We start from the raw sequence: 24,264 nt of genomic DNA, 5'->3' as shown, positions 1-24,264 counted from the left end.
GGTGGCGCGAGCGCAGCGGGTGAGTTTCCCCGACCAACCTGACACTTACACCGTCGTGGGCGCCGACGCGCTGCCGATCGGGCCGGCCGCGGAGTATCTACGGTTCCTGCGCGACGGTGGGGCGTCGCCACATACGGTGCGCGCCTATGCGGCCGGGATCGCCGAGTGGTTCACGGTGCTCGATCACACCGGACATTCCTGGGATGATTTCCCCACCAATCTTTTTGGGCAATTCTTGCGGTATCTACGGACCGGGGATCTGCCCGGAACAGCACGGATCGGCGCCCCGCAGCAAAAGCTGGCGGCGTCGTCGTTGCAGCTGCGAGCGGCCGCGGTGTTATCGATGTATCGCTATCACGCCGACGCTCACAATGCCGACGCGCTGTATCGGCGGCTGTTCACCTCGCGGGGCAGCTGGCGCCGGTATCGCCGCTATGTCGGGTTCCTCGATGGGGTCGGGCCCCACCGCGACGGGGATCACCCGATTTACCGGGTACGCGCCTCGAACAAGTCGGCCACCCCGGTACTGACTCCGCCACAGGTCAACACCATTTTGGATGCCTGTTCGGTGCAGCGCGGTGGGGATTGGACCGGTGGGCCGGTCGGAGTCCGTAACCGGTTGCTGTTCGCGGTGCTGGCCGAGACCGGGATGCGGCTGGGTGAAGCTGTCTCGCTGCGGCACCACGACTTTCATATCGGTGCCGGGGCGACGCCGTTCATCGAGATCGTCAACCGCCAGGACCATCCGCACGGGGTGCGGGTCAAGACCGGTTCGCGGCGGGTCTATGTCGGCGATGACTTGGAAGCGCTGTATTCGGAGTACGTCTGGCAGCTTGTCGCGATGGCCGCCGATATCGCGGTAGCGGATTTCTCGACGCACTTTGTGTTCGTCAATCTCTTTCAGGGGACCAGGTTTTCGCCGTTGCGGGTCGAAACCATTTACGACAAGGTGCGGGCGATCAAACGTGCCCAGCCGCATCTGCCGAAGGGTTGGACTCCGCACTGGCTGCGCCATACGCACGCCACCGCGCTGCTACTGGCCGGGGTGCCCGAGCATGTGGTGATGCGCCGGCTGGGGCATGCCGACGTGCAGACCACCCTGTCGACCTACGGTTGGGCCACAGCCGACGCCGAAATGCGGTCGTTGGCCCAGTGGAAGAACTACGTCGCCGGCTGGAAAGGCCTCCACGATGGCACGCCATGACGACACCCACCCACAACGGGCTGCGCTGGCCTCGTCGTGGGACTCGCAGTGGGCTACGGTTCCCGTCGCCTGGCGCCGCCCGGTGTATCGCATTGATGCCGCGCCGGTCAGCTCGGTGTTCTTACAGAACCGCTACTATCTGCGCGAGCACCGCGGCTTGGCCGAACACGATTTCAGCCCGCCCGCTCCCGCCCCGGCGCGGTTTACCGACGAGATCGCATGGTGGGTTTGGCTGTGCCACCACGAAGGGTTGCGCAAGATCGAGCCGTCCCTGCTGAAGTGGGCCGGTCAAGCGGTGGCCGCCGCGGCAGCCGACTACCGCACCCAACACGGACGGGTACCGGCCAGCATCAGCGACCTGTCCTCTGAGAACATCGTGCGCCAGGCGGTGATCGCCTTCGAGCGGCGCAATGCCCGGCTGCCCTCGGCCGGCGCCCGCCGCAACGTCACCCACCTCATTGAGCATCTGCACCTGTATCTGTCGGTGCGCTGCACCGAGACCGCGTGGTGGGCTCATGACATCTGGGATCTGCGGGCTGACCCGCGGATCCCGCAGCGCGAGCACGAGCCCGGCCATGACCAGTCGGTGAAGATCGGGGCGATCGGGCCGGTGTGGCTGCGTGAGGGGGTGCGGTTCTGGCTGCGCACCGCGCTGGACGCTGAACTGCTGCGCTGGTCCTCAGCGGTGGAGCGGGCCCGCGAGATGGCCCGTCATTTAGGGGTGTTCGTCACTGAGCACGGCCACACCGACCCCGCACTGGCCCACGATCCAGCTCAATTGCGGCTGATCTTCACCGCGTTCACCGAGTACCTACGCTCACCAGCGGCTGCGGCGTCGCCGAACAAACCGTTGACTTCGGCCGCGATCGACGCAACGCAGTCCCAAACCCAGGTGTTCTACACGTTCATGGTCGACCACGCTCCCGAAGCCGCCGCGGCCACCGGTGATCCCCGCTGGGCGACGCTGACCGCGGCGCACACCCGGTTATGGGGGCCGGCGTTTCGCACCCGCCGCGCCAACCGGCACCGCGAATTGACCTGGTACTCATCCGCCGAGTTGCAGCAGATGCTGGGCTACATAGACGTGCTAGCGGCCGACCGCGGGATACCGGTTGCGGTGACTCACCCCGATGGGACTGTTTCAGTGATCAAGGGACTCGGCGATCCACAAGCCGCCCGCATCTGGTTGCTGCAAGCGTTGACCGGGCGGCGGGCCTCGGAGATCCTGATGCTCGATTACCAGCCGCTGCAGCCGATCCCGGGTGCCGAGCGGCCCATCGAGTCCGATGACCCGGACGCTTTCGTCGCAAAGTTGCGCTATCAGCAGACCAAGGTCGACGGTGTGGTGCCGACCATCCTGGTTGAGCAGGCGGTAGTCAACGTGATCAGCGAACAGCAGCGCTGGCTGGCCGACACCTACCCGCACCTGCAACCGAAGTATCTGTTCATTGGGGTCAAGCAGAATCTGGCCGGACGCCGGCCCCGGCCCTATGCCAGCTATCACGTGTCGTTGACCAGGATCGACAAGCTGCACGGGTTAACTGATTCGGCGGGAAATCTGTTGCGGTTCAGCCAAACTCACCGGCTTCGGCACACAAGAGCGACAGAGTTACTCAACGATGGGGTGCCGATTCATGTGGTGCAGCGCTATCTCGGGCATGCGTCACCAGAGATGACCTTGCGGTATGCCGCGACCCTGGCGGCCACCGCCGAAGCCGAGTTCCTCAAGCATAAGAAGATCGGCGCCCACGGTGTGGATATCGCGATCAGTCCCGCCGACATCCTGGACATGACCCAACTCTCGGCGCGCACCGACCGGGTGCTGCCCAACGGGGTGTGTCTGCTGCCCCCGTTGAAATCATGTGACAAGGGCAACGCCCCGTTGACTGAACTAACTGACCGATTCGCGTGGCGTTTGGCCGCGTGATGCATCAGCCCCGATAACTTGCCGGCCATGCCTGAAGACCGAAAGCAAGCAAGGGATGTGGCCTGTCTAGTCGTGTCGCGTGGAGGTCGACTCGTCGCTACCGAGGATCCCGGTGAGCCATTCCAGTTAGTCGATGCCTCCGGTGTCGTCGTCGAACCGGTGTCCATGTTTCTGCGCGAGCTGCTGGCCGCCGGCCGCTCACCGGCGACGTTGCGTTCCTACGGCATGGATCTGCTGCGGTGGTGGCGCTTCCTCGACGCCGTTGACGTCGGATGGCGCCGCGCGACTCGTACAGAGGCCCGCGACTTCAGCTGTTGGATTCAGCTCGCTGTCAAACACCGGCGCACGGCCACGGCCACAGTTACGGGCCGCAATGTCGCAACAACGGAGTCGGTTGAGCCGCCGAACCCCGTCACCGGCAAGCCCGCCCTGGGACCTGGGTATGCAGCGGCAACGATCGCCCACAGCGAGACGGTGCTCCGTGGCTTTTATGACTTCCAGCGCGATACCGGTACGGGGCCTATTCTCAATCCCTTTCCTCTGGATGTCGCGCGTCGCGTCGATCGGGCTAACGCCCACCACAACCCGATGGACGCGTGGAACCGCGACCGGGTGGGGCGTTACCGCCCCAAAGTGCCGAACCGGATTCCGCGGGCGATTCCCGACGAACGGTTCAACACACTTTTCGCGGCACTGCCGTCCAACCGTGACCGCGCTCTGGTGTCGTTCTGGATCTCGACCGGAGCCCGAGCATCGGAGCTGCTGGGTGCTCGCCAGTGTGACATCGACCCGGGCCAACAGCTGATCACTGTGGTGCGTAAGGGATCCCGCGCGATCCAGCAACTGCCCGCGTCGCCCGATGCGTTCGTTTGGTTGCGGCTCTATCAAGCAGAATTGCCGGACAACCTGCCGCACCAAAAAGCGCGGCCCCTGTGGTGGACGCGGCGACAACCGTTGCGTCCCTTGTCTTATCACGCTGCCCACCGCATGTTCGAACGCGCCAATGCCGCGTTGGGTTCGGACTGGACTCTGCACGACTTACGTCACAGTGCTGCCCAGCGTATGGTGCGCGACGAGCAATTGACGTTGACCGATGTGCAATGGGTGCTCGGCCATGCACACCTGACGACCACAGAACGCTATCTGACACCCACCACTGGCGAGGTGATCGCCGGTGTGTTGGCCCACCACGCCCGTGAGGCCGGCAAGTCAGATTCACCACCGCCGCCTGCCCCCGGCTATGACCCGCAGGCGTTGAACGTGCTGTTCGGGAGGTCGCTGTGACGGTGATCAGCACCAAACACGTTGCTCGAAAATCGCTTTCGGCACCAAAACCCCGCGGGCACAAGTAGGTGCACGCAATAAGGAGCTACGTGAGCGTTTCCAGCCCCGCCAGATCGAACACGCTTGGCCAGAGACCGAGCAATCGGCCGAAGACACACTGCGACGACTGACGTCGCCACCGTACGTCGTGGTTACAGCCCAGACGAACGCCGGGCGCCGGCGCGGCGCAACCAACCTACTGGCTTGGCTGGCGTCATTTCCCGGCGAAACCTGGCAAATGCGCTGGCAGAACAGCGGAGTTGAAAACTATCCCGGCCGTGCCTGGACCCAACTGCCGGTGGAGTGGTTAGCCAAACGCGGCCAAGCCGCCAGCTACATTCCGGGCGATCTGGCCTCGGGGCTGTTAATGCTGCTCTGCGGCGACATCATCCGCCCCAGCATGAAGTGGATGCTTACCCGAACACACGGCAAGCTTGCGCCCGCGATGGCACAGTCCAGAGACCCGGACGGCTTCGCACGGCTAGGCGTGGCCTCGATGAGCGAGTCCAGCTGCGCCGCCGATGCGCGCGTCGCGGCCACAAGGGTCGCGACCCTGTTGGCCTGCAAAGGCGGGCGCATCGCGGACATTACCGTTGGTGATTGCGTGGAATTGGTCGACACCATGCGCGAAGCGCACGCGCACGGCGGCCAGAACAAGCTCGACTTCTATCTACGGCTTCGCGCGATCGGCGTATTTGCCGAAGACGCACCGCACACACTAAGGGCTTTCGGTTTGGCGGCCGGTCGTCTGACCATCGAGGAGATGGTCGACCGATACCCCATACGATGCGAGCCGGTGCGCGACCTAATCGTCGACTACCTCCGCGAACGCCAAGCATCGCTCGACTACTCCAGTCTCGACATGACCTGTCGTACGCTGGCCGGCCTGTTTTGGGCACGGATCGAGGCCATCCACCCCGAGATCAACAACTTGCACCTGCCCCTGGACACCGCCAGGAAATGGAAGGAGGACATCGCCACGAAGAAGCGCAACGTCACTAATGCGGTCGGGGAAAAGATCGAAGTCTGTAGTCCGAGACTCAACGTCAAGGACGAAATGATGAAGGTGCGAGCCTTCTACCTCGACATCGCGCACTGGGCTGTCGACGACCCCGCCCGCTGGGCCCAGTGGGCGGCGCCATGCCCGATCAGCAACGCCGAGATCAGCCGCGTCAAGGAGCGCAAACACCGCAAGGCACGCATGGACCATCGGACCCGCGAGCGGCTTCCTGTCCTGCTGACGCTGGTGCGCAACGCAGTCGAACGTCACCGCACCGCCGAGCAACATCTCAGTGCCGCACAACAAACCCAGCCCGGGGAGGTGATTGCGGGCACTGACGGCCTGCTCCGCAGAGCCATCGTCGCGAAGTCGAAGGGCCGACAGTTCTGGGCTGAAGAGACCGCAACTGGCAAACGCCGCAACCTATCCTGCGAAGCAGACGACGCATTCTGGGCGCACGCAACCATTGAAGTGTTGCGCCTGACCGGTATTCGTTGCGAAGAGCTGCTCGAGCTCAGCCATCACAGCATCATTCAATATCGATTGCCGTCGACCGGCGAGCTGGTACCGCTCCTGCAGATCGCTCCGTCCAAGACCGACGCCGAACGGCTCCTGCTGGTCAGCCCTGAACTCGCCGACGTGCTCAGCGGCATCATCACTCGACTACGAGGGTCAGCCGCAGTAATACCCGTCGTGCCGTCCTATGACCTGCGTGAGCGGATCTGGAATCCACCGATGCCGCTGCTGTTCCAGCGTACTGTCGGCAACGAAAACCGGCCCTTCACCGCCATGGGCATCCGGAAACTGCTCGTTGACGCTCTCGCCGCCAGTGGACTCACCGACGCCACCGGCGAACCACTCACCTTCGTGCCGCACGATTTCAGACGGATCTTTGTCACCGACGCAATCATGAGCGGTCTGCCACCCCATATTGCCCAAATCATCTGCGGACACAAGACAATTGAAACCACGATGGGATACAAAGCCGTCTACCCGATGGAAGCAATCGAAGCCCATCGAGCTTTCATCGCCCGCCGGCGGGCAACCCGACCCAGCGAAGAATATCGGACCCCGACCGACGACGAATGGGACGACTTCCTCGTCCACTTCGAGAAGCGCAAAGTATCCGTTGGGACGTGCGGACGGGCGTTCGGCACACCGTGCATTCACGAGCACGCCTGTGTCCGCTGCTCACTGCTGCGGCCGGACCCAGCACAACGACACCGCCTAGAAGAGATCCGGAACAACCTGCAGGACCGGATTGCCGAGGCCAAGCTGCACGGCTGGCTCGGAGAAGTCGAGGGACTCCAGGTCAGCCTGGCCGGAGCCAACGACAAGCTCACCCAAATCGACCATCGACTGAACTCCGCGGGTCTGGTCGATCTCGGCACCCCACTTCTGCGGCCGAAGGTGTTCCCCTCATGACCAAGACATTGAGCTCGACTGGCAAGTTCAGAGAAGCATGTTTGAGCTGTGGGCATTTCGCGACGGATGTCACTCACGCCGGCGAGTTGCGCGATCAGCACACCAAGACCACCGCACTGATCGAGCTGCGCCGCGACCAGTACCGTCAGCGCACCGGTCGCGAGTTGACCGATGACAACGTATGGGTCCGTGAGCGGCTGCGCGAGCTGAACTCCCTGGACGCCATCCTCGAGCGACTGACTGCCGACGAATCCTCCCCCAACGAGGCCATCACCGGGGCCGGCACCGCCAAGAGGCTTCCGCTTCAGGTCATCGCCACCCGCGGGGCCCACGATTCTGCGCTCCGTAAAGCCGACCCCCGCACCCAGCCATGACCGTCACCCAGGCCTCGCTGGACGCTCTGGCCGCCCACACCAGCAAACGCCGCGGCGCTGTCAGTGCCCGGATCGAGAAGGCGCTGAAAGACATGCGCCGCGAACAGGCCGAGATCACGATCAGCAGCGTGTCCCGGCGCGCCAAGGTGACCCGCAAAAGCATCCACTACCGTCCAGACCTGCTCGCACTGATCCGGGCGCACCAGCCGCTCGCCGCTGTCGATACCGCGGCTCCACCGCAGGCGACTGACGGCGAACCGAGCATCGTGACAGCTCTACGGTCCAGGCTGACTGCCAGGGAAGACCTGATTACAGAGCTCAAAGCCACACTGCGCGAACGTGACCGCACCATCGCCACCCTGCACGGCGAGATCGAGAAGCTTCACGCCCAACACACGCCGTTGACAGCAACTCAGCGGTCCCTAGGTCCAGGCGCTGACACGGAACGGCTGGGCTAATTCCGATCGGACCGCGTCGAGGACGCAGCCGGCGGGCTATTCGACCCAACGGTTTGATCCCGGCCACGCAAGGTGTTCCGCAGCGACTGGACCGGACACCGAACTCGCCAGCCTCACCAGAGGATTCACATATCCGACTGCCGCAAAGAAGCGCCGGACAAGATCCATCACGCAATCTCCTGAGCCGATCCAAACATCAGGGACAACGCCCACCGCAACAGGTCGATCGCCGCGCTCACCTCCGGGTCGTCCAGATCGAGCCCTTCGGCCATCACACCTTGCGTTCATCCCGATTCGCACTGCGCTAGAGACGCACAACCGGTCAACGAGGTTCCACATCACAGTGCGGACATCTGCCAGCTCGCAGAAATCCCAGGACGCGGCGCTGACCGCGCGGCGTTACGCGCACGACCGCACGACATGTCGGCACCCCCACGTACGGTGCCGACATGTGGCAAGGGATTTACTGCGGGTCGGACGTGGGGCTCCATCCGGGAGCGGTGTAGTCCCGCTGGCATACCGTCCGGCCGGTAGCATCGGCCCAGGCGATGACATCCCGAATGTCCCACACGTTGCCTCCCGCGAGGGTGACAATCGGCGCCGGAAACGCCTGGACGCCATCGCCGCGGCGTCGCCAGGCGTTCACGGTATTGGCCTGCACCCCCAGAACCGCCCCGATCTCCTTGGGACCCGCCAGAAACCGGGCATCGTCCACCGATCAACCGTAGGTCCCCCACAAGTCGGGGCAATGTCGGCGCGCCGCCACCACAACCGTCGGAGATCTCTTACACTTGCGGTATCTTCGGTTGCCAACGGAAGGGCAGGAACCGGTGTCTGAACCAGCACGATCTATCGAGGGCCCGAATGTTGTCGCTTCTGGCAAACGGTCGGGCCGGTCATGGACCCTGATTCAAGGCGACTGCCGCGAACAGTCAGCACTGCTTGAGTCCAATTCAATCGACTGTGTCGTGACAAGCCCACCCTACTTCTGGCAAAGGGATTACGACGTGGACGGCCAGATCGGTATGGAGGCCAGCATCCAGGGTTTCGTCGACAACATCGTCGAGTCGATGGCGAGCCTGCGCACGGCACTCGCGCCGACCGGCACAGTGTTCCTCAATTTAGGCGACACGTACTACAACGCCAAGGGCCGGCCGCACGGCGAGGACCCCAAGCATCGCAGTCGACGCATGTCCGTCCTGCGCGCGGTAGATGGCCCGGGCCTGGGTTTGCCGCGCAAGTCGCTGATCGGCATTCCGTGGCGTGTAGCGCTGGCGATGCAGACGCAGGGGTGGACATTGCGCAGCGACATCATCTGGATGCGCAACACCAGCATCCCGGAGCCCACCGCCAAGGACCGGCCGTGGCGCAAGTTTGAGCACGTCTTCATGTTCACCAAGTCAACGAAATACCACTTCGACCGCGAAGCGCTGGCAGGCGAGGAGGACGTCTGGCTGATCGAGCCAGGGCGTAGCTCGCTGGCGCGAGGCACGCACTACGCTCCGTACCCGCGTGCGCTCGTTGAGCGCTGCATCGCCGTCGGCTGCCCGGAGAACGGCACGGTATATGACCCGTTCGCCGGTGGAGGGACGACCATGTCAGTCGCCTTGGAGATGGGACGCGAGGCGGTCGGCGTCGAGTTGAATCCGACGTTCTGCGACCACATCGCCTCTGTCCTCGACAACGAGGACGAGTAACCTCCCGGCAAGTGCTGGACACCACCACTACGGTAGGTGCGTGCCGTACCCGTCACCCGAAACGCTCGCCGCTGCAGCCGCCGACCTCGCTGGTAGCCATCCGCTGACGATCGTTACGATTCCGGCGCTGCTGCATACTTACCAACAGACCGGGGAAAGTCTGGCCGTCATCCCAAATTTCGGCACCAAGCAGGAACGACCAGTGCTTGAGGCGTTTCGTACCCGTGATGACCGCAAGAGCCCGTACCTCGCGGTGTGGAAGGACCCAGCGACATACATCCGGGCGGATTACCCAGGGTCGACACTGCAGCGGCTGCGCACCCAGGACCTACTTGGTCAAGAACTATTCACGATCGCGTGGAATCCAGCACACACCAAGCGTACGGGCACCGGACTACGGCCGACCGCCGGCGAGGCGTTGGCGCAGAACAAGAGCAAGCCAGTGAACCGGCTCAGCCTGGCGTTATGGCTGGGGCGAGACCAGGACCTGCCAGACTTTGATGCTTTCCTGGACTGGTTCGACGCCCAATACCCCCTCACAGGAACCGATCTCACCGACTTCTACGTTCGGTCGCTGCCCCGGTACACGACACCGACCGTGCCGATGGCTGATCTGCTCTGGATTGATCAGCCAACCAATGAGGACGTCGTGGAGGCCGTCCAGCCCGTGACGTCCGAAGACGAAACCCTCGACCTGCCGTCCACCGCACCGGTGCGCGTCACGGCCGCATCGGTCAGCCCTGCCCCTGATGAGGAGCCTACGACGACGACCGAGGTCGAAAGTGATCTGCTGTGGACGCGGGACTTCTGTGAATACCCGTTGCGGAGTGCGGATGTCACCCGCCTCACCAACGTCGTACTGACCATGCTGGACGATCGCCACGTCGTCCTACCCGATGCCGAGTCGTTGGTGCGACGGTGCGTCACTGCGCTTCTGGTGGGTCATCTTGTCCTGCAAGGCCCGCCCGGCACAGGCAAGACGACCCTCGCACGGATCCTGGCTGAGGCGTTCGAGGTGAGGCTACTGGAGTCCACCGCGACCAGTGACTGGTCACCGTTTCACGTCGTCGGCGGTCTGCGCCCCGCCAGCGATAACACCCTGCAGCCGTCATACGGCAAAGTCACCGACGCCGTCCACAAGTGTGCCCTCCACGTGCGGACCGACGTCACCGCCGAAGCCGAGGGCGGCGACGACCGGTCATCGGCACAAGCCCAGCGTTGGCAAGGCAGCTGGTTGCTCATCGATGAGTTCAACCGCGCCGACATCGACAAGGCCATCGGATCGCTCTACACCGTCCTATCCTCGTGCGACCCTGAGAACCTCAAACGCAGCCCAATAGACCTTTGGTTTGAAACCGAAGGGCGCCAACAAATCTGGGTGCCTTCCCGGTTCAGGATTATCGCCGCGATGAATGATCTCGACACGAGCTTCGTCAACCCGATCTCGCAAGGGCTGACCAGACGGTTCCAGTTCATCACTGTCGGCACACCCGTGCCCGCAGGAACTGACGGCACGAGCGCCGAGACACAGAGCAGCCTGGAACGAGCCCACCAGTGGCTCTCCACGACGTACGGGGCAGTGCTGTCGGTCGCTACCCTGGCCGACACCCATGACCAGCTGGCAGAGCAGATAACCCTTCTGCAGAACGTCATCGCCGGCTTTCGCCTAGGCAACGAAACGGCGGCCGGCTGGCCGATCGGCACCGCGCAGATTGTCGATGTGTTCCGTGTGCTGCTGCTTCAAACTGCGGCCGGCGCGGCTGCCCAGGAAGCGCTCGACTGGGGTATCGCCGACCGGGTTGTTCCTCAGATGGGTCAGCTCGATGATCTTCAGCTGGAGTTCGCCCACCAGCTCCTCGCGGATCTCCCGCAGTCACAAGCCGCTCTCACGCACCTCGTAAACCCGCACGGCGTATGAACGCCGCCGGAGCGGAGTGGCTGGGCGTGCACCCGACCGCAGATGACACCCTCATCGATGAGGCCCCTGGTGGTGCGTTGAGCAACCCCGGCAGACAGGCCGCTGTGGAAGCGTCGCTGTCGTTGTTGGGCCTGTACTTCTCGGGTGGTGAGCAGGAACTGTCTGACACTGCAGCGATTTCGCGTTCTGCGACCGATGTGGAACTGGACGTGCTTCGTGCAGGTTTGCGGCTGCGGGTCGCTTTGGCGGCCACACAACGGCTCCTCGGTTACCTCAGCGCCGTGGCCGGCAAGCCGACTTTCCGTTATCAGCTGCGCAGCACGGAGCAGGTGGGTTCGCTCAGCGGGGCGCTTGACATGAATCGATGGGCGACTCGACAACAGGGCGCAGGTCAGGATCTCACGTTCCCGGTCGTTGAAGTGACACGAGGTTCGCGGACACCGGAGAACACGCTGGCATGCTTTGCGGCGATGTGGCTTTCGCGGGAACTGCACGCTAGCTTCGCAACAAGTCTCGCGTCGCGAGAAGCAGTCGAGTACGGCGCCGTTCGACGGGCACGTGAGCGCTTGGCCCGCGTCGCACAGATCCCGGCCCTGGCCAACTGTCGCACCGATGCCGACGCCATCCGAACCCGCATCGCCGCCGAACAGCTCATTGCGCATGTCCAGCGCCGGCTGCGCCGCCGCGAAATTACCAACCCCAGGCCGTATCGCGAACTCGCCCAATGGATCGCGGACTGCCTTCAGGGTCGCCCCGCTGTCGAGCCCGGCACTATCGACTTGACCCTCTACGGCACCCGATTCGACAACAAACTTTACGAACTGTGGTGCCTCGGCGCCGTTGGACGAGCACTGGCCAACGCCATGAATCTCGCCGAACCGTCAATCGATCCACAATGGCGAGGCAAAGCTCCCGCCTACAGCTTCGAGAATTTCGCCGGGCGCATCGATATGTTCTTCCAACGGAGTCTGTCAACAGTCGACGACACCCACGGCGCCCGATGGATAAAACGCACTGGCCAACGCCTCGGCGGCATACCTGACATCGTCATCAAGGCGCGGCCAACCGGAGCGGCACCCCACTATGCGGTCATCGATCCCAAACTGCGACAACGCAATCGGCTCCCGGCCGAGGAACTCTACAAGATCCTCGGCTATTTGCAGAATTTCGACATAAAGCCCCCCACCGGGGTGGTATTGATCTACACCACAAGCCGACAGCCAGCCGAACCCGACCTGTTCAACGACGGTCAAGGTGGCACCCTCATGTCGATCGCACTCAACCCCGCCGCTCCCGCCCAAGTCACCGATGCCGCGCTCGAACAGATTGTGAACATCGTGCTCACCCTCATCGGCTACGCCCCACCGGCCAGTCGCGGCACTCGCAACGACCCGGCGAACCCCAGCGAAGACGAATCGTTGGAGGACACCGTCGCGGCCGTCAAAGCCTCGATCGTGAGTTGGAGCAAGAATCACCTTGCCGAAATCACCCCAAGCCGTGAACGTATCGAAACCCTCGTCGGTGAACACCGCTGGCACGCGCTCAGCGACGACGTCCAAGTGATGATGGCCACCGCCGACCTGGTCGGCCACCAACTCGACCCCGCCGCCGACTTCTCGGGGCCGGTCATCGGTATGTGCGCCGCAGTCGAGCACCTCCTCTATGAGACCATCGTCAATCCAGCATTCAGCAACAACCAGAATCGTCAAAAGCAGCTCCGAACACTGGGCGCCCTCCTCGACGCCATCGAACTAGCATGCCGAGGTCGGGGTGGCCCACTGCAGCAAGAGATCCGAACCCACTTGCTAAAACGCAACATTGAACCGAACGCAGTCGCCGTATTGATACCTGCCTGGCGGAAGATGAACAAGGCATTCAGAATCCCCGCGGCGCATCGCCAAATTGTCACCAAGTCGGACTGGCAACAGCTCTACCGACTCGTGATGGGATCCGAAACCCTGCTTTTACGTAGCTACGACGCTCTCCACCCCAGCCCAGCCCCATAGCAAACGAGGGCTGCGAGGCGTGTCGAGCACCCCAATGGCGGCCCAATGATCGGACTGGCCGCGGTCGTCGTTGACCTCCAAGACAAACCCGCAGCCGATCGATCGGGTCAGGCGGGCGGGCGGGCAAGCGGGCGGGCGGGCGGGCGGGCGGGCGGTGAGATTCCAAGCACCCGCCCGCAACCACGGGATACATACCCTCAGATAAAACTGTTCCCGACTGTGAATCCGGCATCACAATGAATCATTGGGGACAATCGGATACACCCTGATCGGGCCTACAGATAAGCAGCACAGAGGGACGCAGGTCCTTTTCCGCCGAAACGGACTGGCGCGCTATCACCCCACTGTCGCCTCCACCGCCACACCGGCCCTGAGCCCAACATCAGAGTTCGGGCAGAAAGTTCAGCACTTCCTCGATCTCATAGCCGACCTCGTAGGCACTAGGCAGGTTATCCCAGGTCGGGATGATAATTTGGTCAACTATCTCGTCGGCGAGCAGTCCGTAGAGCGCCTCGGTGTCATTGTTGAAATACGCCTGCATCAACTCGCCGGCCGGGTCGACGTAGAGGACCGCGTAGTCCTCATTCGGATCGGTCGGGATTTTCTTGGGGTAGCGCTTACCGTTGATGATCACCGCGCCGTCACACTCGACACCGATGGGCTGAGTCGGAGCGCCGGGAACACCTCCCACTCCAGGTTCAGGCTCGCCAGGCGGTGCAGCCTTCGGCTCGGGTGAATCCCGCCAGCGCCGCACCTGGCCTTCACTGGCACCCAATTGCAGAGCCATCTGCTTGATGCCGCCGGCACGATCAATGGCTGCCCACCTGTCCAGCCAGTGTTTGTCCACGCCAGCTGGCGGCTGGTCGCCGCGGGCGCGCCTCGCGATGGTGCGCTCGCTAAGTTTTCGTGTCTCAGTATGGACGGCGACGCGGCGGGCCATTTCGCGGCGCGCGCGTCGTGCAGCCTCTGCCTTCCTGGCACGCTCGGTCGCTCGTGCCCAGGCGGCGCCGAGTTCCCTTTGCTTGCGATCCTTCAACGCCTGCAACGCATCACGGAAGCCCCGGCGTGGCGGCTGCGCCGGCTCTTGACCTGAGGGCAAATCCCAGAATTTCACGATCGTTATGCAGCCCCTGGTAGCGCTTTGAGGCGATAGCTGCCGTTAGAGCGCGTACCGTCGGGCCGCAACGGATCTTCCAGGGCAGCAGGGTCCACGTTCTCCGGGATGCGGTAGAACCAGGCATCAGCGAGGCAGTCGCTCGGGTACAAATCGAAATCACGGGCGATGCGGCAGGCGTATTTCATTGCCCTCCAACGGCTGAACCCCTCGATCGAGGCGTACCAGACAGGCTGCTGCAAGTCCAGGAGTGGGTACTTCCATGCACCGGCGCCGACCGCGGACAGCCGGCCAAACACACTGGTGTATAGGGCCTTGATCATTTGCTCATAGTCCAGCCGGCCTGACGAGCGCGCTTCCTGCAGCCGTTTGCGCAGGAGCACGGCGAATCCTTTGAGCCATTGATGTTGTTCTGGCCATACCCATGCTGCATCAATATCCAACTCGGCGATCGCCAGACCCGCCCCACCGTTGTCGACCGGGGCGATCAGCTGCTGAATGTCGACGGTCGTGGCCCAAAAGGTCTCAGGTTTCGACCATGACATTCCGGGGTGGGGAACCGGCAACTGGGGGTACAAACCATCGCAGTCGTTGCCGGCCGGAACGGTGAGGTGAAACAAGCCCTGCGGGGGCCGCTGCTGATCGAACACTCTTGGGTCCGGCGTCACCCATTCCGGAGTTCCCCAGCCGCAATACAACTCGGCCGCTGACGGCAGGTATGCGGCCTGCTGGTCAAGTTCGACGTCAACCCCTGCCGTCGTCTTTCGGTGTTTGCGCCGCCAGTTCTTAGATGTCCACCACTGCGACGGCAACACTCCCCGGCCGCCGACACGCGCCGGCAGCGGACACGGCACCCGCTTGGCGGCAGCATTGCTCGGGCTGGGACGCGCTTTGCTCATCGCGGCGGCCAGGATCGTGCCCCCCACCAGCGCCCACCGGGGCGCGGGCAGCACCCCCTCCATTCCGTAGAGCCACGCGATGCGATCGGCAAGCAGATGCGCAGCTTCCGCCTCCTCCTCGGGCAATATTGTCGAGGTATCGACGATGCCGATCACACCACGATCCGCTGGCCTTGACCCCGACGGATCCAGATGAGTTGCTGGCATCAACACGACATCGACAGTCCGATTAGGCCACCGATCAGGTTCCGGTGAGCTAAATGTGCATCCGAAGAATCCGGACTTCTCATAGCCCACAGTGACACCGAAGAAATCCGCGACGACATCCTTCAACGTCTTCGCTGTTACCGAACCGCTGGGAAAGCTCAGGGCTTCCAACGCTTCTCCGCTCACCCAGACCTGCGGGTTCTGACTATCTTTTCGGCTCTGCCACGGGTACTTGATCACCAGATCAGTCAAGTGATCCGGTTCCTCGAGTGGCCGCGACACCACGACGCCTGCCGGCGTCACGATCCCCAAACTGGTCACGATCAACACTCGATGATCAGCCCCGGAGAACTCGACATCTTCCCATTGCCGCGACTTACGCACCCAACGACCCTGCACTGCAACAGATTCCGATACCGCCTCGCCTTCGCCGGCGCGATCCCTCAGGTACGCCTGCACGGTAGAGTCCCACCAGCCGCGGATGCCACCCTGATCGGGATCGCCGATCACGACATCAGGGCCGGGGAAATCGCTGGGAATCCCGCGACCCAACTGCGTGACCACCTGCTGTCGCGACAGAGCGACCAAAGCCCCTTCGACCTGATCGGACCGCTCATTGATCAGCCACTCCACAACGTCGCTCGCATCGCCGTCCGCGGCCTTGAGCCGCCACACCTTCCCGCCGGCCAGCAGACGAACATCGGTTCCGTTCATGACCGCTCCGCCTTTCCGCCAGCAGCACCCGCCGGCGGGGGGAGGAACTGGTCAACCAAGCCGGCCGCCAACTGGCCTCGCCGCCACTTACTGCGCAAATTCTCAACAGCAGAAGCCGTGCGCCCCACCTGGATCGCAGCTTCAGTCACCGTCAACGAAAAGTCCAGTGCCACCCGCGCATCGGCAATTGTCCAGCGCGCACCGGATTTGTCCGCAGTGACCGCGGTTCGCTCCGCTCGGCCTCGCGTGTAGCGGCGACGCTCACCGCCTGACCTCTTGCCCACCATCCTTGACCTCCTGCAATCACCCTCATTCTATAGTTGTATGCCGACTGAGGTCCAGTCATCATCGGACACCCCGCGGCGATTACCGGGCAACCCTCGGCGAGTGGGCAAACGATCCACGACAGCCTCCCCTTGTGTAGCGCCACCCACGACGCCGTCATCTGCATTGACGTGCTCCCCGCCATGAATGGCGGGGAGCACGTCAATGCGTGTTGGCTCTCAGCTTGGTCGCTGCGTTCTCCGTGGCCGGATGGGGTTTTGGCGGGTTTGGTCATGCGTCGCCGTTCTGGGTGGTGGTCCAGCAGTGGTCGCATACCGGGGAGCGAAGGGGTAGTTGTGGTCGGGGGGTGGCGTTGGGGGCGTTGCAGGCGATGCATGCGGATGCGCCGATCGTGGCGTTGATGAGCAGGTCGCGGCTTAGTGAGCTCACTGGCGGGGTGTGGTTGTGCGCGGCGGTGGTGGGTGGGCGGTCAAGGACCTCATGGACCCAGCGGGTCAGGCCGTCGGCCAGGGGGAGCTGGGGGAACAGCCGGCGGGCGCGGCGGGCGGCGCCGGCCAAGACGGCCGCCACATCGGTAGCGGGCCGGCCAAAGTGGAGCTCATCGGCGCGTAGGACGTCGAATCGCTGTTCGGCGGTGGTGGCTGCGAGGACCTGGCCGTACCACGATGCGGTGGTCTGTTGGGCGGCGGTGCGGGCCGCGCTGGCGTGGTCGCGATCCCAGGCCTGCTGCAGGGGGAGCAGGCGAGGTCCGGACCCGGGCATGTTGTGGGAAAGCCGCCATAGCGCCAATCCGCAGGGGCGGTCGAGGTGGTCGGGCAGTGGTGCGTGCAGGATCGCCAGGATTTGGGCGGGCAGGTAGCCGCGGGCGAGTTGGCGTTTGATCGCGGCGCCGAGCATCCAGCGTTGGGTGCGGGCCAATGTGCTCAGGGGTGTGGGGAGTTGGTGCAGCACCTGGCGGACATCGTGTGCAGAAACATCGACCGTGACCGGTCGGGTGGTGTGTGGGCGCTTAGTCGCCGTGGGGGTAGGGGGTAAGTACTTTTTCTTGGATATTTTTTCCTTATAGGGCGTTGCGGAAAAGGTGACCGATTGTCGTGCTGTTGAGTGTTTTTGGGTGGTGATAACGCGGCCTTTGGCGTCGCGGTCGAGGATGGCGATACCGGCGCTGAATTGGGTGTGGATGGCGATGGTGGCGTGGTTGCCGCGGCCGCGGGCGGCTTCGTAGGTGATCAGTTCGGCGGCGTGTAGTGCGCGCAGTGCGCGGCCGATGGTCTTCAGGTCGTAGCGGTGCCCGCTGTGGTTGGCACAGAGGTTGACGAGCTGGGTGAGGCGAATTTGGTCGTCGGACAACCGTTTCCAGCCACACAACAGCTCGAGCACCGCAAGCAGGACCTGTTTGCGCGCCCCACCCAACCCCAACGTGGCAGCATGCGACTGCACCCGCAGCTGCACCCGCCGCGCATCAGCCACCGCCACCCGACACCGAAACCCACCCCCATCGCGATGCGGTAAACCCGACACGGCCGGCGTAGACACGGCAGTATCCGACGGTTCGACTACAGCGGGAATATCGGTGCGTTGCCTATTATTGCGTAATCGGTTGCAACAAAACACAATCGCCCCTGTCACACCTATTTAGGGCGCGCAGAACCAGGCCAAGTAGTAGTACGTGCATGAGACCTTTCCATGCGGATAAAAGACAGCACGAAATCACGCCAAATAAAAAGGAATCAAACTGAAACCGCGCCTTAAAAAGGTGCAGAACAGTGTCACGTAATTACGTGCACCACAATGAAAACACCTAAAACCGAGGTGTTAACGAATCACTCAGAGACAGTCGATGTCTCGACGAGGAAAGAATCAGATTGCGTGACGGCGCGCCACCACAACACGGTGGGCTCTATACATACGCGGGCCTCCCTTCTCTATGTCTACCCACCGGGGATCGTGACACGGGCACGGCGGGAGACGAGGTAGGACACGCCGCCAACCCAGCAAGGAGCATGCACTACGCCCGAAAAACACTCCGGCGGCGAAACCATAACGGTTCCGCCGCCGGAGAACAGAGCTGCTCTACAGCTCCTGGTGGCTAAGTGACGCCGGGAGGTGGTTGGGTAGACACACGAAGGGGCGTCCCTTTCTCACGAATGACCTGCACATATGCACATCACTATGAGCACCTGTGGACACAATAGCGGACATTCTGAACATAAGCTGCCGATGTCGACGGCGTGTTGCTGGACATACTGAACATTCCAGGCAGTAAACACAACAAGAATCGAGCATATTCCCAGGACAGAGCGGCCACAAGGTGGCGTACTATCAGAGCACACCGACCCCACCCAGACAGGCGCGAAGGACCCAAATTCGGATGGAACTGGAGACCCAGCCCCAGCCGGGCCGCCCAACCATCAGCGCCAACGAGGCCGGTCGCCGACTCCGCCGTGATCGACGCACAATCCAGAAAATGATCGCCTCCGGCGACCTAGAGGGCGGCGAACGCCCCGGAAAACAACGCCGCTGGTACGTCTACGAAGACCAGCTCACCTCGGCAACCACACCCCGCAGCTCCCCGCCCTACCAACAGCCCGGGGACACCGACCTTCAACAAGAGATCAACCGACTACGAGCTGAACTGGTATCAGCCAATGAAACCACCCGGCTGCTGCGCGCTGCCAACGCCGAGATCCTGCATGCCGCAGAATCCCAACGCGCAGTAACCAAACGCCTGATCGACGTCAACGAAGAGTTTCGGCAAGCCATCATCGAATCCGAGCACAGCCGCGACCACCTATGGAAGGTCATCTCTTTCTACGGCACCGCGCTCGGCCAGTACACAACGCCGGGAACGCTAGCCGAATTCGAGCCGCACCAAAGTATTTGACGGTGATGACTCGGCAACATACCCGCGGTGCTCGCGCCGCCGCGGATACATCTCGCTGATGAGTTTCCAGATCTCTCGCTCCCGACAAACCGCTCCAGCAGTGGGTGGCGCCGCCACCACCTCCCAGAACTCGGAGCCATCAATTTGACGTGCTCCCCGCCATGAATGGCGGGGATTCCCGTGCGGCTACGCCGCTGTTGGGGTGCTTCCTGCTTCGTCGCCCCGCGCCTCCCGAGTGGTGGGAGGACTTACCGAGGCTCCACCGGCGTTTCGTCTCTCTGCCCGCCCGGCAGCGAGAATGGTCTTGGCGGCGTTGTGGTCGCGGTCGTGGACCACTCGGCACTTCGGGCACGTCCACGACCGAATCTGCAGTGGCAGTTCGTCGAGTCGGTGCCCACAGTCCGAGCAGGTTTTGCTCGATGCCAGCCACCGCGACACGGTGTGCACGGTGCGGCCGTAGCGGTCGGCTTTCTCGTCGATGATCCGCACGAACTGACCCCATCCGGCATCGCTGATTGCCCGTGCCAGACGACGGTTTCTGACCATCCCCACGATGTTGAGGTCTTCGACGTGGATCACTTGATTCTCGCGAACCAACGCCAAAGCCTGCTTGTGGTGATAGTCCCGCCGAGCACGGGCAACCTTGTTGTGCGCGACGGCTACCTTGCGCCGCGACTTGTCCCTGCTGGCCGATCCTTTCTGCCGTCGAGACTTCTCCCGCTCCAACCGCCGCAGCTTCCGCAGCTTGCGACCCAAATGCTTCGGATTGACGACATCGGCCCGACGGCCATCGGTGGTGGCGGTCGTGGCCAACCGAGCGACCCCTACATCCACACCGACCTCCCGGTCCACCACGGGCAGCGGTGAGGCCCCAACGTCGACAACGAAACTGGCGTAGAAATGGCCATCGGGTTCCCGAATGATCGTGACCGACGACGGCGTGCTGGGTAGCTCGCGTGACCAGCGCACCCGCACCTCGCCGACTTTGGCCACGAACAGCCGGCCGTTGGCTTTCAGGCTGAACCCGTTGCGGGTAAGCCGAAACGACTGCCGGTGATCCTTGCGGGATTTGAACCGCGGCCGGCCCACCCGCCGACCCCGACGTTTCCCACTGGTTGAGTCGAAGAAATTGCGCCAGGCGCGGCGGGAGTCGTTGACCGACTGCACCAACGCCACACTCGGCACCTCGCACAACCAGGCTCGCTCGGTAGTGGTCTTGGCCGCGGTGATCACGCAGCGCTGAATCTCGCTGTCGGACAACTTCACCCGAGCCCCATACGCCTCGTCGCGGACTCTCAGCGCGTCGTTGAACACCACCCGGCAGCACCCGAACACCCGCGCCAGCATCTCCTGCTGGGCCGATGTCGGTTCGATGCGATACCGGTAGCGCATCTGCATCCCCCGACTGTAAAGGCCGCCTATGACAACAACCCCGAGCTATCGCCGTGCCCGGCACAGCGTGTCGCTGCTGCACGCCCACGTGGTGTTCGTGACGAAGTACCGGCGACCGGTGTTCACCGACGCCATGCTCACCCACTGCGAAAACATCATGCGCGATGCCTGCACCGAACTGGGCACCGAGTTGGTCGAGTTCAAACCCGCTCTGCGGCACTACGAGCGGCCAAAGCCGGACTCGACCCCAGCATGCGCTTCGACACCTGGACCGCCCACGACGACCTGCGCTACGACCGCACCCTGCTCGGGGATCTGACCTCACTGCGATTCCTCGACGCCGGCCAGTCCGCGATCGTGCTCGGGCCGGTCGGCGTCGGAAAGACCCATCTGGCAACAGCGTTGGGGCACATGGCTATTCGCCGCCGCCACACCGTCCTGTTCAGCCGCGCCGACAAACTATTCACCCGGCTACGCGCGGCACGGCTCGACCACACCGTCGACGCCGAGATCCGCCGCCTGGCCGCCATCGACGTCCTCATCATCGACGACTTCGCGCTCCGCCCACTCGACGCCACCGAAACCAGCGACTTCTACGAAATCGTCGTCGAACGCCACCGCACCAAGACCACCATCGTGACGTCGAACCGGGAGCCCGCCGAATGGCTGACCATGACCGCCGACACCCTGCTGGCCCAATCAGCCATCGACCGGCTCACCAGCGCCGCCCACACCCTGGTCATCGAAGGACCGTCCTACCGCCAACGAACCCGACCCCAACTTGACCCCAACCCCGCCGACAAGCATCCTCAATAACGCGCCATGGTGGTCCCATCCCCCTGGCAATCAGGTGGTCCCATCACCCTGGCAAGCGACAACGGCGATCGGTCGCGGCGCACGTCGGCGACTCTGACTTCAACGGGGCCTCTGCTGCAACGCCGCGACGCCGCGATGGGCGCCGTCAGGCCGTCGATTTAGCCGGCGGGTTTGGTCATGCGTCGCCGTTCTGGGTGGTGGTCCAGCAGTGGTCGCATACCGGGGAGCGAAGGGGTAGTTGTGGTCGGGGGGTGGCGTTGGGGGCGTTGCAGGCGATGCATGCGGATGCGCCGATCGTGGCGTTGATGAGCAGGTCGCGGCTTAGTGAGCTCACTGGCGGGGTGTGGTTGTGCGCGGCGGTGGTGGGTGGGCGGTCAAGGACCTCATGGACCCAGCGGGTCAGGCCGTCGGCCAGGGGGAGCTGGGGGAACAGCCGGCGGGCGCGGCGGGCGGCGCCGGCCAAGACGGCCGCCACATCGGTAGCGGGCCGGCCAAAGTGGAGCTCATCGGCGCGTAGGACGTCGAATCGCTGTTCGGCGGTGGTGGCTGCGAGGACCTGGCCGTACCACGATGCGGTGGTCTGTTGGGCGGCGGTGCGGGCCGCGCTGGCGTGGTCGCGATCCCAGGCCTGCTGCAGGGGGAGCAGGCGAGGTCCGGACCCGGGCATGTTGTGGGAAAGCCGCCATAGCGCCAATCCGCAGGGGCGGTCGAGGTGGTCGGGCAGTGGTGCGTGCAGGATCGCCAGGATTTGGGCGGGCAGGTAGCCGCGGGCGAGTTGGCGTTTGATCGCGGCGCCGAGCATCCAGCGTTGGGTGCGGGCCAATGTGCTCAGGGGTGTGGGGAGTTGGTGCAGCACCTGGCGGACATCGTGTGCAGAAACATCGACCGTGACCGGTCGGGTGGTGTGTGGGCGCTTAGTCGCCGTGGGGGTAGGGGGTAAGTACTTTTTCTTGGATATTTTTTCCTTATAGGGCGTTGCGGAAAAGGTGACCGATTGTCGTGCTGTTGAGTGTTTTTGGGTGGTGATAACGCGGCCTTTGGCGTCGCGGTCGAGGATGGCGATACCGGCGCTGAATTGGGTGTGGATGGCGATGGTGGCGTGGTTGCCGCGGCCGCGGGCGGCTTCGTAGGTGATCAGTTCGGCGGCGTGTAGTGCGCGCAGTGCGCGGCCGATGGTCTTCAGGTCGTAGCGGTGCCCGCTGTGGTTGGCACAGAGGTTGACGAGCTGGGTGAGGCGAATTTGGTCGTCGGACAACCGTTTCCAGCCACACAACAGCTCGAGCACCGCAAGCAGGACCTGTTTGCGCGCCCCACCCAACCCCAACGTGGCAGCATGCGACTGCACCCGCAGCTGCACCCGCCGCGCATCAGCCACCGCCACCCGACACCGAAACCCACCCGAGCGGGAATGCTGCTGATCGGCGTGAGATTGGAAAGCGACCGCATTTTTAGCACGAAGAGACGGTGAGTGATTCCTACTTGAAATATTGTCAGGTGGAGTTGACCCGATTCCGGGCAAGCCTTTACCCTGAGAAGTACCTGTCACGGTAAATCCCTCTCGCTCGCGAGAGGATCGGCGAAGCGAAGTCGGCAAACTTCGCTCCCAGACTCCGGAGCTACTCGGTTCCGGCGGGGTGATAGCTAACAACTCCGTTCCCCCTCTGGGGGGAAGTCTGTCTACAGCTGATCCTCGATGTAGTTGTTGCGAACTGCGTTGTGTCGCGCCTCTTACGGCGCGAAGGGCTCCCCCTTCGGACTTAGTTAGGGCATGGACCTGAGCGTGTTAGAAACGGCATGGGGGGCCGCGTATTTGCCTGAGTCCGGCCGCCCGTGTCTGTTGCAGAAGACTGGCAAACAGAACACCAAAAGGTTTCACGGTGATGAGTTCTGCGCTCAGTGCGATCACGATGCACTGCCCGTGAGTTTGGCGGTGACGTGAGCCGGTGGGGTCCACAGGCCGAGTGCTCCGCGGCATGGGATCGGCTCAGGCAGCAGCCGAGGTTGCTCGAGCACCAGGTGCATAATCTGGCGTCGATCGCGGCCGCTGTGTTTCACGTGTTCGACGTAGGCCGATTCGCCCCACGGTCGGCAGCAGCCCGCGTCCGGGTGAACATCGACCAACTCGACCGTGCCGATGATCGCGCCACAGACGAACAGGCCCCGATTCAAAGGGCGCTCACTGGTGTCGCTCCATGCGCCACGGATCAGCGGCGAGGCCCCCCCGCGTTCAGACCAGCGGCCGCCGGCGTGGATGGCGAGTGGGCCGCGGTATTTCCATGCCGGGGTGCGGTTTTCGATATTCTTGCCGACCTTCATGATTGCCCACGCCCAGGGCTGCATGACGGTGAGCGCCTTGATGGGGTGCGTCGTCATTTCATCCTCTCCGCTCCGGATTGACGCAGGAGTGTGGCGGCGTCGTTGACTTGGTCGGCGCGGTGCAGTGCCGCGTCCCGCACGAACTTCGAGACACTGACCCCCGCTGCCTTCGCAGCCGCAGTAACGCTCCGCTTTTCCTCCGGCGTCATCCGGCAAGCGCGAATCACGGTGCGCTGACGCTTCTCCGATCTCGTTGTCATATAGGCCGCAATGACATGTTGGCGAGGTAGGTCACGATGCACTTG

17 protein-coding genes and 3 pseudogenes are annotated in these 24,264 nt (G+C 63.4%); 12 read left to right on the top strand and 8 right to left on the bottom strand.

All coding sequences use genetic code 11. The features are described 5' to 3' along the window. Position 1: 1 nt before the first annotated feature. The 6 genes and pseudogenes from C0J29_RS32310 to C0J29_RS32285 all read left to right on the top strand — a co-directional run bounded on the left by C0J29_RS32310 (position 2) and on the right by C0J29_RS32285 (position 7,711). Positions 2-1,204 (top strand): tyrosine-type recombinase/integrase, encoded by a 1,203-nt coding sequence (locus tag C0J29_RS32310; protein WP_054585939.1) that lies wholly within the window; start codon positions 2-4, stop codon positions 1,202-1,204. After that, positions 1,191-3,131 carry a tyrosine-type recombinase/integrase gene (locus C0J29_RS32305; protein ID WP_242460726.1) on the top strand — a complete coding sequence of 647 codons (1,941 nt, stop codon included), beginning with the start codon at positions 1,191-1,193 and terminating at the stop codon, positions 3,129-3,131. Before C0J29_RS32310 ends, C0J29_RS32305 begins: the two co-directional genes overlap by 14 nt. A gap of 27 nt (positions 3,132-3,158) precedes the next feature. Further along, the gene (locus tag C0J29_RS32300; protein WP_120795198.1) at positions 3,159-4,415 is read left to right on the top strand and encodes a tyrosine-type recombinase/integrase; all 1,257 of its coding nucleotides are present in this window, start codon (positions 3,159-3,161) and stop codon (positions 4,413-4,415) included. 187 nt (positions 4,416-4,602) lie between these two features. Next, positions 4,603-6,879, top strand: coding sequence for a site-specific integrase (locus tag C0J29_RS32295; RefSeq protein WP_244218054.1), 2,277 nt, complete (start codon positions 4,603-4,605; stop codon positions 6,877-6,879). 35 nt (positions 6,880-6,914) lie between these two features. After that, positions 6,915-7,253: pseudogene (locus C0J29_RS32290) on the top strand (tyrosine-type recombinase/integrase); the annotation flags it as partial. Beyond that, the gene (locus tag C0J29_RS32285) at positions 7,250-7,711 is read left to right on the top strand and encodes a transposase (RefSeq protein ID WP_174814927.1); all 462 of its coding nucleotides are present in this window, start codon (positions 7,250-7,252) and stop codon (positions 7,709-7,711) included. The pseudogene C0J29_RS32290 and the gene C0J29_RS32285, both read left to right, overlap by 4 nt. Positions 7,712-8,174: 463 nt before the next feature. Here C0J29_RS32285 and C0J29_RS32280 read toward each other — a convergent pair whose 3' ends face one another. Then, positions 8,175-8,426 (bottom strand): hypothetical protein, encoded by a 252-nt coding sequence (locus C0J29_RS32280; RefSeq protein ID WP_054585937.1) that lies wholly within the window; start codon positions 8,424-8,426, stop codon positions 8,175-8,177. A gap of 253 nt (positions 8,427-8,679) precedes the next feature. Here C0J29_RS32280 and C0J29_RS32275 point away from each other — a divergent pair, with 253 nt between their 5' ends. From C0J29_RS32275 to C0J29_RS32265, 3 genes are read left to right on the top strand one after another with little or no spacing between them, the layout of a single operon-like run. Beyond that, on the top strand, positions 8,680-9,408 hold the full coding sequence (locus C0J29_RS32275) for a DNA-methyltransferase (protein WP_161808161.1): 729 nt from the start codon (positions 8,680-8,682) through the stop codon (positions 9,406-9,408). 40 nt (positions 9,409-9,448) lie between these two features. Continuing rightward, positions 9,449-11,326 carry an AAA family ATPase gene (locus C0J29_RS32270; RefSeq protein ID WP_120795243.1) on the top strand — a complete coding sequence of 626 codons (1,878 nt, stop codon included), beginning with the start codon at positions 9,449-9,451 and terminating at the stop codon, positions 11,324-11,326. Further along, on the top strand, positions 11,323-13,332 hold the full coding sequence (locus C0J29_RS32265) for a hypothetical protein (RefSeq protein WP_054585934.1): 2,010 nt from the start codon (positions 11,323-11,325) through the stop codon (positions 13,330-13,332). The genes C0J29_RS32270 and C0J29_RS32265 overlap by 4 nt, the downstream gene beginning before the upstream one ends. 382 nt (positions 13,333-13,714) lie before the next feature. Here C0J29_RS32265 and C0J29_RS32260 read toward each other — a convergent pair whose 3' ends face one another. The 3 genes from C0J29_RS32260 to C0J29_RS32245 all read right to left on the bottom strand — a co-directional run bounded on the left by C0J29_RS32260 (position 13,715) and on the right by C0J29_RS32245 (position 18,027). Beyond that, positions 13,715-14,446 carry a hypothetical protein gene (locus tag C0J29_RS32260; protein ID WP_120795242.1) on the bottom strand — a complete coding sequence of 244 codons (732 nt, stop codon included), beginning with the start codon at positions 14,444-14,446 and terminating at the stop codon, positions 13,715-13,717. Between the two features lie 5 nt (positions 14,447-14,451). Next, a complete protein-coding gene (locus tag C0J29_RS32255; RefSeq protein ID WP_120795241.1) occupies positions 14,452-16,266 on the bottom strand; it encodes a hypothetical protein in 1,815 nt (604 codons plus the stop codon). Between the two features lie 555 nt (positions 16,267-16,821). Next, positions 16,822-18,027, bottom strand: coding sequence for a hypothetical protein (locus tag C0J29_RS32245; protein ID WP_120795236.1), 1,206 nt, complete (start codon positions 18,025-18,027; stop codon positions 16,822-16,824). Positions 18,028-18,922: 895 nt separating this feature from the next. Here C0J29_RS32245 and C0J29_RS32240 point away from each other — a divergent pair. After that, the gene (locus C0J29_RS32240) at positions 18,923-19,435 is read left to right on the top strand and encodes a hypothetical protein (RefSeq protein WP_120795239.1); all 513 of its coding nucleotides are present in this window, start codon (positions 18,923-18,925) and stop codon (positions 19,433-19,435) included. 186 nt (positions 19,436-19,621) lie between these two features. Here C0J29_RS32240 and C0J29_RS32235 read toward each other — a convergent pair whose 3' ends face one another. Then, on the bottom strand, positions 19,622-20,833 hold the full coding sequence (locus tag C0J29_RS32235) for an RNA-guided endonuclease InsQ/TnpB family protein (protein WP_120795143.1): 1,212 nt from the start codon (positions 20,831-20,833) through the stop codon (positions 19,622-19,624). A gap of 22 nt (positions 20,834-20,855) precedes the next feature. On the opposite strand from C0J29_RS32235, the pseudogene C0J29_RS33440 reads away from it, so the two are divergent. Both C0J29_RS33440 and C0J29_RS32225 read left to right on the top strand, forming a co-directional pair. Continuing rightward, positions 20,856-21,029, top strand: a pseudogene (locus tag C0J29_RS33440) (transposase); the annotation flags it as partial. After that, positions 21,017-21,643, top strand: a pseudogene (locus tag C0J29_RS32225) (ATP-binding protein); the annotation flags it as partial. The pseudogenes C0J29_RS33440 and C0J29_RS32225, both read left to right, overlap by 13 nt. 175 nt (positions 21,644-21,818) lie before the next feature. On the opposite strand, the gene C0J29_RS32220 reads toward C0J29_RS32225, so the two are convergent. The 3 genes from C0J29_RS32220 to C0J29_RS34940 form a co-directional block, all read right to left on the bottom strand. After that, entirely contained in the window at positions 21,819-23,024 is a 1,206-nt protein-coding gene (locus C0J29_RS32220) for a hypothetical protein (protein WP_120795236.1), read from the bottom strand. 521 nt (positions 23,025-23,545) lie between these two features. Next, the gene (locus tag C0J29_RS32215) at positions 23,546-24,016 is read right to left on the bottom strand and encodes an ASCH domain-containing protein (protein ID WP_242460728.1); all 471 of its coding nucleotides are present in this window, start codon (positions 24,014-24,016) and stop codon (positions 23,546-23,548) included. Continuing rightward, positions 24,013-24,219, bottom strand: coding sequence for a plasmid mobilization protein (locus C0J29_RS34940; protein ID WP_163761817.1), 207 nt, complete (start codon positions 24,217-24,219; stop codon positions 24,013-24,015). Before C0J29_RS34940 ends, C0J29_RS32215 begins: the two co-directional genes overlap by 4 nt. Positions 24,220-24,264: the final 45 nt, after the last annotated feature.

Origin of the sequence: Mycobacterium paragordonae, from assembly GCF_003614435.1 — a bacterium.
GTDB classification, from domain to species: Bacteria; Actinomycetota; Actinomycetes; order Mycobacteriales; family Mycobacteriaceae; genus Mycobacterium; species Mycobacterium paragordonae.
The sequence above is the reverse complement of the archived record's forward strand: the minus strand, read 5'-3'. Positions and strand labels throughout refer to the sequence as shown.

What these genes read in the sequence shown, in the direction of transcription:
- C0J29_RS32305 (WP_242460726.1), top strand. Translation starts at nt 1,191, where the DNA reads ATGGCACGCCATGACGACACCCACCCACAACGGGCTGCGCTGGCCTCG.
- C0J29_RS32300 (WP_120795198.1), top strand. Translation starts at nt 3,159, where the DNA reads ATGCCTGAAGACCGAAAGCAAGCAAGGGATGTGGCCTGTCTAGTCGTG.
- C0J29_RS32285 (WP_174814927.1), top strand. Translation starts at nt 7,250, where the DNA reads ATGACCGTCACCCAGGCCTCGCTGGACGCTCTGGCCGCCCACACCAGC.
- C0J29_RS32265 (WP_054585934.1), top strand. Translation starts at nt 11,323, where the DNA reads ATGAACGCCGCCGGAGCGGAGTGGCTGGGCGTGCACCCGACCGCAGAT.
- C0J29_RS32255 (WP_120795241.1), bottom strand. Translation starts at nt 16,266, where the DNA reads ATGAACGGAACCGATGTTCGTCTGCTGGCCGGCGGGAAGGTGTGGCGG.
- C0J29_RS32240 (WP_120795239.1), top strand. Translation starts at nt 18,923, where the DNA reads ATGGAACTGGAGACCCAGCCCCAGCCGGGCCGCCCAACCATCAGCGCC.
- C0J29_RS32235 (WP_120795143.1), bottom strand. Translation starts at nt 20,833, where the DNA reads ATGCAGATGCGCTACCGGTATCGCATCGAACCGACATCGGCCCAGCAG.
- C0J29_RS32215 (WP_242460728.1), bottom strand. Translation starts at nt 24,016, where the DNA reads ATGACGACGCACCCCATCAAGGCGCTCACCGTCATGCAGCCCTGGGCG.
- C0J29_RS34940 (WP_163761817.1), bottom strand. Translation starts at nt 24,219, where the DNA reads ATGACAACGAGATCGGAGAAGCGTCAGCGCACCGTGATTCGCGCTTGC.